Source organism: Clostridium sp. (assembly GCF_050717635.1).
In the GTDB taxonomy this organism is placed as follows: domain Bacteria; phylum Bacillota; class Clostridia; order Clostridiales; family Clostridiaceae; genus Clostridium_AD.
Window position 1 is genome coordinate 315,215 of the sequence record NZ_JBOITO010000036.1, and the last position, 11,541, is coordinate 326,755.

At 37.8% G+C, this 11,541-nt stretch carries 13 protein-coding genes; all 13 read right to left on the bottom strand.

Annotated features, from left to right (window positions below):
- Positions 1-2: 2 nt before the first annotated feature.
- The gene (locus ACREWB_RS17780) at positions 3-1,547 is read right to left on the bottom strand and encodes an acetaldehyde dehydrogenase (acetylating) (RefSeq protein ID WP_431548799.1); all 1,545 of its coding nucleotides are present in this window, start codon (positions 1,545-1,547) and stop codon (positions 3-5) included.
- Positions 1,548-1,591: 44 nt separating this feature from the next.
- Positions 1,592-2,221: a BMC domain-containing protein gene (locus ACREWB_RS17785; RefSeq protein WP_431548800.1), complete on the bottom strand. Its 630-nt coding sequence runs from the start codon at positions 2,219-2,221 to the stop codon at positions 1,592-1,594.
- Positions 2,222-2,252: 31 nt separating this feature from the next.
- Positions 2,253-2,921, bottom strand: a complete 669-nt coding sequence (locus tag ACREWB_RS17790) for a EutQ-related cupin domain-containing protein (RefSeq protein WP_431548801.1) — start codon at positions 2,919-2,921, stop codon at positions 2,253-2,255.
- 69 nt (positions 2,922-2,990) lie between these two features.
- Positions 2,991-3,539, bottom strand: a complete 549-nt coding sequence (locus ACREWB_RS17795) for a BMC domain-containing protein (RefSeq protein ID WP_431548802.1) — start codon at positions 3,537-3,539, stop codon at positions 2,991-2,993.
- 1 nt (position 3,540) lies between these two features.
- Positions 3,541-4,869, bottom strand: a complete 1,329-nt coding sequence (locus ACREWB_RS17800) for a 4Fe-4S dicluster domain-containing protein (RefSeq protein ID WP_431548803.1) — start codon at positions 4,867-4,869, stop codon at positions 3,541-3,543.
- Positions 4,870-4,935: 66 nt separating this feature from the next.
- Positions 4,936-5,199: a EutN/CcmL family microcompartment protein gene (locus tag ACREWB_RS17805; protein ID WP_431548804.1), complete on the bottom strand. Its 264-nt coding sequence runs from the start codon at positions 5,197-5,199 to the stop codon at positions 4,936-4,938.
- Positions 5,200-5,204: 5 nt separating this feature from the next.
- Entirely contained in the window at positions 5,205-5,498 is a 294-nt protein-coding gene (locus ACREWB_RS17810) for a BMC domain-containing protein (protein WP_431548805.1), read from the bottom strand.
- A gap of 18 nt (positions 5,499-5,516) precedes the next feature.
- On the bottom strand, positions 5,517-6,359 hold the full coding sequence (gene eutJ, locus ACREWB_RS17815; protein WP_431548806.1) for an ethanolamine utilization protein EutJ: 843 nt from the start codon (positions 6,357-6,359) through the stop codon (positions 5,517-5,519).
- The gene (locus ACREWB_RS17820) at positions 6,341-7,021 is read right to left on the bottom strand and encodes an ethanolamine utilization protein (protein ID WP_431548807.1); all 681 of its coding nucleotides are present in this window, start codon (positions 7,019-7,021) and stop codon (positions 6,341-6,343) included. The genes eutJ and ACREWB_RS17820 overlap by 19 nt, the downstream gene beginning before the upstream one ends.
- Before the next feature lie 12 nt (positions 7,022-7,033).
- Positions 7,034-7,483, bottom strand: a complete 450-nt coding sequence (locus ACREWB_RS17825) for a EutP/PduV family microcompartment system protein (RefSeq protein ID WP_431548808.1) — start codon at positions 7,481-7,483, stop codon at positions 7,034-7,036.
- Positions 7,480-7,833: a BMC domain-containing protein gene (locus ACREWB_RS17830; protein ID WP_431548809.1), complete on the bottom strand. Its 354-nt coding sequence runs from the start codon at positions 7,831-7,833 to the stop codon at positions 7,480-7,482. The genes ACREWB_RS17825 and ACREWB_RS17830 overlap by 4 nt, the downstream gene beginning before the upstream one ends.
- A 34-nt stretch (positions 7,834-7,867) precedes the next feature.
- The gene (gene cutD, locus ACREWB_RS17835; protein ID WP_431548810.1) at positions 7,868-8,818 is read right to left on the bottom strand and encodes a choline TMA-lyase-activating enzyme; all 951 of its coding nucleotides are present in this window, start codon (positions 8,816-8,818) and stop codon (positions 7,868-7,870) included.
- Between the two features lie 106 nt (positions 8,819-8,924).
- Complete coding sequence (gene cutC, locus ACREWB_RS17840) at positions 8,925-11,474, bottom strand: choline trimethylamine-lyase (RefSeq protein ID WP_431548811.1); 2,550 nt, start codon at positions 11,472-11,474, stop codon at positions 8,925-8,927.
- Between the last annotated feature and the right edge of the window lie 67 nt (positions 11,475-11,541).

Genomic DNA, 11,541 nt, shown 5'->3' on the forward strand with positions numbered 1-11,541 from the left:
TTCTAGTTGGCTCCCTTCATTGCGGTTACCAAATCATTTACAAGTTTCAAAAGCTTTTCATTATCAGTGCAATCCTTCTTATATGCAGATGCATATAAGTCAGGACTTAAAGCACCGTATCCTACGCCACTTTTAACTTCACAGCTTTCTGAAGACTCTGGATGGTTGAAAGTCGGATCATCAGAAGCTAATGTACTGCAATCCTTAGTTCCATATGCGATTCTCTTGATATTAATCAAATGCATTGGAGTAACATTTTCTGAAACAGAACTTCCGCCCCATGTACCGCAACCCAGTGTGAATGAAGGTATAAGTCCTGTGCTTGCACCGGTACCACCTTGGCTTCCACCAGTATTAACCAAAATACGAGCTGCAGGTTTTTTAGCAAACTTCATTACAATATCTCTGTCTTCTGTATGAATACTCATAGTATGTCCGATTCCGTTCTGAAGTAGTTTAATGCTAAGATCGCATGCCTCGTGCCAATCTTTTACTGTATAAAAAGCTAGTACCGTTGTCAGTTTTTCGTAGGACAGTGGATAAGCCTCACCAACATCTTGCTGCTCACCTATAAGAACCTTAGTTCCTTCTGGAATGGAAATACCAGCAGAAGTTGCAATAACCTGAGGAGATCTTCCTACGAATTTAGCACTCATTGTGTGTCCATTCTTAAATAATAAAGCACAAACTTTTAAAGTTTCTTCAGCTGTCATAAAATAACCGCCCTGCTTCTTAATTTCAGCAACTACCTGATCATGGTTACACTCTTCGACGATTATAGACTGCTCAGATGCACAAATAGTTCCATAATCAAAAGTCTTACTTGCCATAATATTCTTAACCGCTTGTGCAACATTAGCAGTTTTCTCAATATAAGCCGGAGAGTTACCAGCTCCAACACCCAATGCAGGTTTACCCGCACTATAAGCGGCCTTTACCATTCCTGGACCACCAGTTGCAATTATTAAAGCAACTTCTTTACATTTCATTAACTCATTTGTAGCTCCCATAGATAGGGTAGAAATACTGCTAATAATATTAGCAGGAGCTCCTGCCGCTACTGCAGCCTCATTCATAAGGCTAATAGCCTTTATTGTACATTTTAATGCAGCAGGATGTGGTGAAAATATAATTGCATTACGTGATTTAATTGCAATTATTGCTTTAAAAATAGCAGTAGATGTTGGATTTGTTGAAGGTATAATACCCATTATAAGTCCAACTGGCTCTGCAATATCAATTACCCTTTCAACCTCATCTTCGCGAATAATACCAATGGTCTTCATATTTTTAGTGGCATTATACACCAAAGTAGAAGCCATATGGTTTTTATAGGTCTTATCCTCTACTTTTCCAAAACCAGTTTCTTCCACGGCCATCTGAGCTAGACAAACTGAATTTTCCTCTGCTACTCTAACCATATTGCACAAAATCTTATTTACTTGTTCTTCAGTATAATCAGCAATCTGCTCTGCTGCAATTTTTCCGAGTCTTGCAAGATTTCTCGCTTCTTGTACGGAACGTAAATCATGATCAATATTCTCCAATTAATACCCCTCCATTATTTTTGTCACAAAATTTTATGACTTCTTTAATTATTTTCATAATATTTTCTGAACTCTGTAAGCAGGAGCATCTTATTAGCCTTAGAAACTTTCCTTCCTACTATACCAAAGGTTTTATATTGACGAGCTATATTTCGAAGCTCTATCACTTTAAACTTGCTCAGAATCTTAATAGCTTCTTCCAAACCATATTCAAGTATCAGCTTATCTACATCTTCCTTATTATGCAACTCATGCAAATCAATTTCTAAGGAAATATCTGTTTCTTCAATTTCAACATAAACCTCTTTATTGTCGTCTTCAATGATTTTATTTTCCAGTTCCTCTTGTAATTCAATTTTTGCTGACTGAGTAGTTATTATATCTTCATTTTTTAGAGGTACTGCCGGTACAATTATCTTATCCAAGTCTTCATGTGGGCGCGGAATCACATGCTCTGAAACCAGGAATATGCTATTTATTTTTCTAACTGCCGCACCACCAGCCTCTATAGCTGCTTTCACCGCACCCACATCGCCAGTTACAATAATTGAAACAAGACCTCCACCTACATATGTCTTTTCCAAGAGATTCACATCTGCGGCCTTGAGCATAGCATCTGCACCCTCAATAGCTGCAATAAGTCCTTTTGTTTCGATTAACCCAAGTGCCTGCATTGCTTAACCCCCTTAACTTTGCTGAAAGGTTCTAATATGTAACATAGAATGCTTTCATCTTGTTTGGTGAACCAAATGCTAATTTAGCTCCCTTAGGGAAGAACACTGAATCACCTGGATTTGCAGTATAACCCTTTCCGTTTACTGTTACAGTCAGTGTACCTTCCGCAACGCAGTAAATTTCTTCACAAGTAGTTTCCCAGTCGAATGTACAATCTTCAATTGTAATAAATCCTGCATTCATTGAGCAAGCGTCATCACCATTGATAATTTCCTGGTAGAATACTTTATCGTTGGGATTTCCAGTATCCAAAACTTCCATCTTTACCGAATTGCCACGAACTACCTTAAGCCCACTAGAATCAATCTCAGCAATATATGGCTTGTTAGAAACAGAATCAATAATTCCATTTAGAAGTCCTTTATCCATCATAGCTTTAAATACCTTATAAATCGTATCAACATCTATTCCACCTTCACAGGCTTTGGCAAGTTCAGAAGTCATTACTTCTTTTGCTGGTACGGAAGCTTTTTCACTCTTTGTTTCACAGACAGGGGCCTCTGTAGAAAACTCTATTCCACAATTTCTAGCTGCGTCTTTGGCTGACGGAGTAATAATCGTATCATTTTCAATATATAATATCTTTTGTCCCTGCTTTTCTGCATCTTCCACATTTTTCACACTAATCAATTTTTTCATTACTTCACATCCTTTTATTTATTAGGTATGGTAATTGAAAACACCTTTATATATATAAGTTCTAATGTATTAGAACAAAGATGACAACAGTCTGTCCGACGGAGAAGCTATAAACTCTGCATTTACAAGCAGTCCTTTTTCTTTTGCAATAGCCTTTCCTGTTTCAATACCGGTTTCAACCGCAGCCACATCGCCGGTGAAAGTAAAGAATGACTTACCTCCTAGTCCATTTCCGAGACGAAGTTCTATTGGCTGTAAATCCGCAGCTTTCAAAATTGCATCTGCAGCTATAACCATGGTTGACAAAGAGAAAAACTCAATAATTCCCAGTGCCTGAATTTCGTCTGGCATAGTTGCACCTGTAATTGCTGGGAATACTAAAGGGCTAACATTTGGTATAATAATAGAATCAATAAAAAATTCTTCTGCTAGCCGTTCACCAATACCTACTGAATCTTGAACTGATGCAACATCACCATCAACAATAACTATATACTTGCCAGGACAAACAGAACTAGCTGTGACTATTTCAACATCAGAAATTTTCAACATCTGATCTGCTGCATATATACCCCGTGCAATACTTGTAAATTCAACCATTCCTATTGCTTTCGACATATTAGTCCCTCCTTAGCGTAATAAAATCATTTTCACACTCTAGAACCGTTCCTGAAATGCTGGCATGAATTGCAGCACCCAAACTGCCTTCAGGTATTTTGCCGATTAGCTGTCCAAGCTTTACATGATCCCCAACAGAAACAACTGTAAGCGTAGGTGCTCCTACATGCTGCCTTGTTGCAATATGAACCAATTCAGGTTTTATTTCAACTTTCATCATAGGAGCAGGCTTGTCAAAATCATGTAACCCTAGTCTTGCCACAAGCCGCTTGCTTGGAACCAATCGATATTCACGGTTTTTGCGGGAAGTGAATTTTGATTTCGTCGGTTTATACTTTATATTCTGCTTTGCCAATTTCTCTTTAAAATAGAGGTTTGCAGCTTTAGGATAAAGTCCTACTGGACATGAAAACAATTCACATAAATTACACTGGCAGCATAGCTGTGAAATCTTCTGACTTTCAACATCCGTTAATGCATAATTTAAAGCTGTCATCATCTTATGTGGTTGCACGTTATGTCCAAGAAGGAAACGAGGACACATATCCGTACACATCCGACATTGTTCACATGAAGCTCTATTCACTCTTCTTGCCTGTTCAATGTTCATAGATTTCTTGCGAATCAAAGCATGCTGTTTTTTCAAAATTACGAAACCCTTATTTTTCTTTGTAATATATCCATCAATATTATCCATCACAGGACCCATCATAGGACCACCGTCAATGACTGCATAGTCATCAAAATTTTCTATACCACTTTGCTTAAGCACATCTATAATAGGTGTACCTACTGGCACCTTTATAGTCAAACTTTTCGGTATATCTCCTGCAACTGTGATATATTTTTCTGTAACAGGCTGTCCCATCGAGGCATTGTAAAGATTTAATACCGTTTCTGAATTTACTACTACACATCCAACCTGGATTGGGATACCCATTTCAGGAACAACTCTGCCCGTAAGTTCATAAACCAGAACTTGTTCATCACCTACGGGGTAAACATCCGGAAGCTCTTTCACTTCAACGAAATCACTTACCTGTAGCGCTTCTATCCTATCTCGCAAAATACAAATCGCTTCTTTATGCTTTCCTTTAACACCTATAAGAGCTTTACTTGCTGAAACAAACTTGCCAGCTGCTACAAATCCTTTTATTATTTCATCGGGAAATAGCTTCATCAACTGCTGGTCCACCCTGAGTAACGGTTCACATTCAGCTCCGTTAAGAAGTATATATTCACAGTTTGATGCTAGTTTTACATGAGTAGGAAATCCTGCACCACCTGCACCAATAACACCAGCTTCTCTAACCATATCAAGAAGACTCATTCTTATCCCTCCTGTAGTTCTCTGGGGTACATAATAATTATCAATTCTTATGCCTCCTATAATTATCTATTCAATGTTGCAATCGTCATCAATAATTCCGATAACAGCTGCATCAACTGGGATATTATCATCACCAAGCATTCGGCGAGCCGCGGAACCCGTACATACAATAACCTTGTCTCCAATACCGGCACTGATAGTATCAACAACAATCAATCTCTGACCAGCACTTGTGCCGCCAATTACTTCCGCCAGCATAAACTTTAGTCCATTAAGCGAGTCTGATTTTCTTGTTGCCCATACACTACCAATCAGTTTCGTTATTATCATAAATCTTACCCCTTTTCCATCTTGAGTTTAATCTCCTCAATGGCGGATTCAACAGATGAAGTATCGCCAAACATCGCAATCATTATCATGTTCTGAGGACAACTTCCCCTAATATCTTCCACCGTGACACCAACCGCCTTTTCTGCAATATCAGCTGCACAAATCATATCTATCATTCTCCCTTGCACCAGCCCAACTGCATCAGTACAAATTGTGTCTTTACTAACTCCCGCCCCCATACGCCCCATAAGAATATCTATAGTACCCGCCGTAGGAGATTTAATAATTCGAAACTCCATATTTTATACTCCCCCTTATCATATGCTTTCCTGGGTGCAACTAAGTGCTATTCCTAGTGGAGTTACAAACATCGGATTTTGTGGCTTATGAGTATAAATACCTGTCTGCTTCTCTATAATTTTTTCAATACCTGTAAGGCAACACGTTCCACCAACCAAACATATTTCCTTTACATCATAACCTTTGATGTGCTGATTAATGATAGATGCAATTTTTTCAACTACTGGCTTAAGCACTGGTAACATTTCCTTGTGATTTTCTGGATTACGCTTATACATTTCTGCATCTGGAAAAGACATTTTATATGCACCAGAAACAACCAAGGAAAAATGTGTACCTCCTGTTGGCTCATCAGCAACATAAATAACTTCTCCATCCTTTAATATAGAAATTCCGGTGGTTCCGCCGCCAACATCCACAACTGCACCATCTTGAATTTTCAGCACATTATTGGCAGCCGTAGATTCATCAAGAACGTTGGTAATTTCAAACCCAGCAGCCTGGACCACATTGCTAACTGCTCCTGAATCCAAAGCATCTGTCCCAGGAGGAATTGCAGCAGCTGCATATAAAAGTTCTGCACCCAATTTCGCCTCAATCTCCTGCTTAAGTTCTCTAACAATTTTAATTGCACCAATATAATCTACAACCATACCATCTCGAACTACATCTGCATACCTATAAGCACCTGCCACCGGTTTGTAGTTTTCATCTAAAACTGCTAAAACAACACATGCAGTACCCAAATCAACTCCTGTATAGTAAACGGAAGATTTACTCACAATAGGGTGTTCAACTATATATTCAAAATCCCTAACAAGCTGATCACAGTATTCAAAATTTAACTTTTTCTCTGACATTCTTTACCTCCTAAAACCGAACAAATTATTTGAGACAAGGTATTAATAATCTGATTAACCTTCCCAATAACTTCTGTGCATAGTTCCTTCCCATCATCACTGTCCTCATATAGTTCTAAAACAACTGGTTCAATTTCACGAAGATCACATCGTAACCTATGCAAAAGTATAATCTTCCTTCCCTGTTTAAGCTGCATATGGGCCTCTGTGATTTCAAAGCAGTCATCCAAATCATCTGAAAATTTATCAGCCTTTATGCCTGTGCATTCTGTGAAACTTAAGTTTTCCACTACGGCCTTACCCTCTATATGATTTTTAATGGAGGAGAACTGTTTACCTAAACTAATAACACTCTGTGCTAAAGAAGCATCCCCACTCAAAAGTTCTTCGTAAAATTGAAGAAACAAGGCTTCCGTAGAATTCATATTACTGCGTAGTTTCCTCTTTTGCCAATTATTCTTCCTCTGGATTACTTCAGATGACTTCTTTGTACTTATAGTGTTTTGTTTTGTATAAGAATCAGTGTCAAACATATTAATGCCTCTATCCGACAGGAACTGACGCGCTCCAGGCGTAAGTCTTGCTCCTGGCTCTATCTCATAATTTGTAAAAGGTTCTCTTCTATTTAAATCCCGCAAATCATTTTCGGTAATAAATTTCATTTTAGTCCCCCTTTACTCTTTCTTTTCAAAATTAAGTAAATAATGTTTCAAATCAGCTATGCCCACCCCACTGGAAACACTAATGTTATAATAAGGCTCAGATACTCCTATGTGCTTAAGCTGTTTCAAACACAATTCCTGATTTTCCGGCATTAAATCAATTTTCGTTATTACACCTACAACAGGACATCTAAACACCTTGGCAAAACCTGGAGAATAGATATTATTGTACTTTGACTGATCAACTAAGATCAAAACAAGTGATGCATCCTGTGCAGCTGCAATTAGATGTTTGTACATCCAAGGATTTTCAATATAAGACCCTGGGACATCTATAGTGTTCTTTCCATAAATCATATCCTGTGTTTTCCTGAGTGGTCCATGATAATCATTAAGCATATTAACCAATGTGGTCTTCCCACAATGTGTTGGTCCTATTACCATTACACGTTTCTTTCTCATGTTCTTGTAATTTTTGCTATTGCAAAGTTAAGCAAATTTTTTAATGCATCATTTACTGCAATAAGTGCTGTTTCAACGCTCTGAACATCACCTACAAGAATTAAAGACCCAGTAAAACGATCTAAAAATCCAATTTCAACATCTGCAGCCTTTGTTGCAACATCCGCTGCAATAATAGCCGCTTCATATGGTGTTATAGTTAAAATCCCAATTGAACCTTTATCGTCTATTCCCAAGCGCTCATAAATGTCCGGCATAGGAGATGCAATAACATGAGCGATTGTAACCTGCTTTCCAGGTACTGATTCTTCTATGACACGTTGTATACCATTTTCACCAACTGTTCCCATAAAAGTTACCTCTCAATCTATTTTTTATTTATTTTTAGTGCTTGATAACCACAACTGGAAAATCATATTTTTTAATCCAGCTCTCAATCCTATCAAGTTCTTCACTGCTTAAGCTTGGATCTTCCTTTATTGGATACTCCAATTCTAACTGTGTGTACTTATTTACCCCCATTTTATGGTAAGGAAGCAAATCTATACCTTTAAAATTTTTATAATCACGGAAAGGCATCAAAAATTCAATTACATTTTCAATCTCATCCTGTCTATCATTTATGCCTTTGAGCAAGGGCATTCTAACCTTAACGTTATATCTACACCTCAGAAGTTCCTTCAAGTTTTCTAGTATTCGTTCATTGTGCACTCCCGTCAGTTCATAGTGGCGCTCATCATCAATGTGCTTTATATCAAAAAGGAATAAATCCGTAAATTCAGCAATCTGAAGTATTGATTCTAGTTTTGCATAGCCAGCTGTTTCAATAGCAGTATTAATTCCTTCTTGCTTACATGCCATAAGCAAGTTTGTTGCGAATTCAGGTTGCATAAGTACCTCTCCGCCACCTAACGTAACGCCGCCACCTGATAAATCATAAAACATATCGTCTTCTTTAATAATTTCCATAAGCTCGGATACAGTTTTTATCTGACCAACAATGGATAATGCAGTTTCATTACAAGCATCCTCACATTTTCGGCAACCTATACAATCAATGTTACGGTGTATCTCATGTTTTAGCTCTTTTGAAATAAAATGTATTCCAGCCGGACAAACACTTACACAGGCACCACAATTAATACAAGAGTCTCTTTTAAACATAGCTTGATATTTCCGCTCAAGACCTTCTGGGTTGGCACACCATTTGCATCGCAATGGGCATCCTTTAAAGAACACTAGTGTCCTTATTCCCGGACCATCATACATATTATATTTTTGAACATTGAAAATCAATGCTTTTCTTTCTATTACATCTACTTTTGTATTACTCATAATATCTAATCTCCCGTTCAAATAAATAATTTAACTGGGCCCGATCCTCTAGCATAAGAGAATCGAGCGTCAGTTAAGCCATTTTAAAGTCAATGGAATATCCTAATTAGAAATGTGTCAGCATAGTTCTACTGATAATATCATCCTGAACACTTTTTTCCAGTTCAACAAAGAATGCACTATAGCCTGCAACCCTAACAATTAAGTCACGATAATTCTCTGGATTCTTTTGTGCTGCAATCAATGTTTCATCATTAATATAAAGGAACTGCATCTCTCCATTGCCAAAGACACAAGCAGTACGAAGTAATGTGAGCATCCCCTCTTCGCCTTCAGGTGTATCCAGTAGTCCCGCCATAATCTTAAAGTTGTGAACCATTCCTATGTTCATAGCGTCACAAGACATCTTAGAAACAGATTTTATAATAGCTGTTGGTCCCTTAAAATCAGCACCTTGAGTCGGACTGATACCATCAGATAATGGTGTCCAAGCCGCACGCCCGTTAGCAGATGCACCAAGCATCTGACCAAAAGGTGTATTGTTTGAGATAGACAGTGTACCATGGCTTAGCACAGAATAAAGAGTCTTATACTTGCGGTGTTCCCTCTCTGTGAAGTTAATCAAATCAGAAGCAATCAAATCTGCATAATCATCATCATTACCGTATTTAGGAGCTTTCAGGCAATCGCTTTTCATCTGTTCATATCCCACAAATTCAGCTTTTAGTCCTTCATTTAGTTGCTTCAAAGTATACTTCTTATCATCAAATACTAACTTCTTGATAGCAGCCATAGAGTCTGTATGAGTAGCTAGCCCAGACCATATAACACCAGGTCCGAAGTTGTACATAGCACCACCAGCTGAAACATCTTTCCCACTCTCCATGGTACCTTCAAACATAATGGACATTAGAGGCTTTGGAGCTAGTTCTCTGTGGACACGTTGAGAAATAACAGTAGCAACACTTGACCACTTTGTAATATATTTGATTTGTTCCTTAACAGCATTGTCGAACTGTTCATAAGTTTTGAAATTATCCAAGTCTCCCATATCAGGACAAACTTGCTTTTTATACCACAGTGGAACACCGTGGTTTAGAACTAGTTCTATACATATTGGCCACTGGGTATAAGCAGTTGAAGTCCATTGATACAAACGACCTGATTTTTGAGGTTCAACGCAACCCATAAGGCAATAGTCACGGGAATCTTCTATAGAAATACCTTTTGATAGCATCATCTTAATATGAGCATCGTCAAAATGGCAAGCTGGGAATCCAATACCAGCACGAATAACGTCAACAATTTTCTTCATATATTTCTTAGGTGACTTGGTGTGAATACGTGTAGCTAGTGTCGGTTGGTAAATTTTAACATGACGAACAGCATCCATAAGTAGGTAAGTTAAGTCATTTGTTGCATCAAGACCCTCACGAGTAACACCGCCAACACACATGTTTACAAATGGCTGATATCCTGCAAAGAACTTAGAACCGCCTTCACTTGTAATCCACATCATCTCAGACATTTTAATAAGCATACTACCAGCTAGTTCAAATGCTTCAAACTCACTCATACGACCTTGCTCTATATCTGCCTTGTAGAATGGATACATATATTGATCAACACGACCGATAGACATACCAGTTTGATTCTCCTCAACTACTAGCAGTGATTCAATAGTCCAAACGGACTGAATTGCTTCCCAGAAATTACGAGGTTTATGTGCAGGAACATGTGCATTTACTTCTGAAATCTTCAGTAATTCTGCTTTACGCTTAGGATTAGTTTCCTTTGCAGCTAACTGTGCCGCATGATCAGATAAACGCTTTGCATAAATCATAACTCCTTCAGTAGTATCAATAACAGATTTATAGTAATAAATCTTATCTATATCATCTGGATTTTGGTAGTCTAGATTTTTCAAATGATCTTTTGCTTCCTGTTGAATATCTAGCATTCCCTTCTCCATAAGGATTATGTCGTATCCAGGATTTGAATCCCCACCACCATTTATTGCATGGTAAGAGCAATCTGAAACGTAAGATTCGCCTGATAGTTCCCAAAGGCCTGCCTCACGATACTGATCTTCACAATATTCATCAATGGATTTCCCTTTCCAGAAAGGGAAAAGTTCTTCACGCATAAATTTTTTATCTTCATCAGATATATAAAAAGGATCTTGAGCACGGGTACCTATAGTATCAAGTTCATCTTCCATCCATCTCCATGCAATATCAGGAGAACAAGCTCCTGTACGAGGTGCTCCACAAGGTGCTCCTACGATTAATTCATCCTCTTGTATTAACAAAGGTGCTGTTTCACAACAATATTTGAAACTTTTACCACGGAATATGATTTTAGGCATTCCAGGATTTTCCTTTGCTATCTTAGTAATTGCACGAGCACGATGAGTTGAGATTGTAGGTTTCCATTTCAAATAGTTATCTTTCAGTCTCTTTAGACGTTCTGTAATTCCATTTGGAACCTCTCCTTGATTATCAGAAGATGCTACACAAGGCTCGGAAACTGCTTCATCTTTTTTTGTAATTTCTTTTGAAACTCCCTCAAACATCTTCATTAAAGATGCCCGTTCATCTGCGGACATACTTTTAGTTGCTTCTGCAAATTTACTTGAAAATTCACGAATATCCATAATTCTTACCCCTCACTCTTTCATAATTATTTTAATTTTTTTATTTAACTTGTATTCTTTATTCTAC

What these genes read in the sequence shown, in the direction of transcription:
- ACREWB_RS17785 (WP_431548800.1), bottom strand. Translation starts at nt 2,221, where the DNA reads ATGCAGGCACTTGGGTTAATCGAAACAAAAGGACTTATTGCAGCTATT.
- ACREWB_RS17820 (WP_431548807.1), bottom strand. Translation starts at nt 7,021, where the DNA reads ATGAAATTTATTACCGAAAATGATTTGCGGGATTTAAATAGAAGAGAA.
- cutD (WP_431548810.1), bottom strand. Translation starts at nt 8,818, where the DNA reads ATGAGTAATACAAAAGTAGATGTAATAGAAAGAAAAGCATTGATTTTC.
- eutJ (WP_431548806.1), bottom strand. Translation starts at nt 6,359, where the DNA reads ATGTCAGAGAAAAAGTTAAATTTTGAATACTGTGATCAGCTTGTTAGG.
- cutC (WP_431548811.1), bottom strand. Translation starts at nt 11,474, where the DNA reads ATGGATATTCGTGAATTTTCAAGTAAATTTGCAGAAGCAACTAAAAGT.
- ACREWB_RS17825 (WP_431548808.1), bottom strand. Translation starts at nt 7,483, where the DNA reads ATGAGAAAGAAACGTGTAATGGTAATAGGACCAACACATTGTGGGAAG.
- ACREWB_RS17810 (WP_431548805.1), bottom strand. Translation starts at nt 5,498, where the DNA reads ATGGAGTTTCGAATTATTAAATCTCCTACGGCGGGTACTATAGATATT.
- ACREWB_RS17830 (WP_431548809.1), bottom strand. Translation starts at nt 7,833, where the DNA reads ATGGGAACAGTTGGTGAAAATGGTATACAACGTGTCATAGAAGAATCA.
- ACREWB_RS17795 (WP_431548802.1), bottom strand. Translation starts at nt 3,539, where the DNA reads ATGTCGAAAGCAATAGGAATGGTTGAATTTACAAGTATTGCACGGGGT.
- ACREWB_RS17790 (WP_431548801.1), bottom strand. Translation starts at nt 2,921, where the DNA reads ATGAAAAAATTGATTAGTGTGAAAAATGTGGAAGATGCAGAAAAGCAG.
- ACREWB_RS17800 (WP_431548803.1), bottom strand. Translation starts at nt 4,869, where the DNA reads ATGAGTCTTCTTGATATGGTTAGAGAAGCTGGTGTTATTGGTGCAGGT.
- ACREWB_RS17805 (WP_431548804.1), bottom strand. Translation starts at nt 5,199, where the DNA reads ATGATAATAACGAAACTGATTGGTAGTGTATGGGCAACAAGAAAATCA.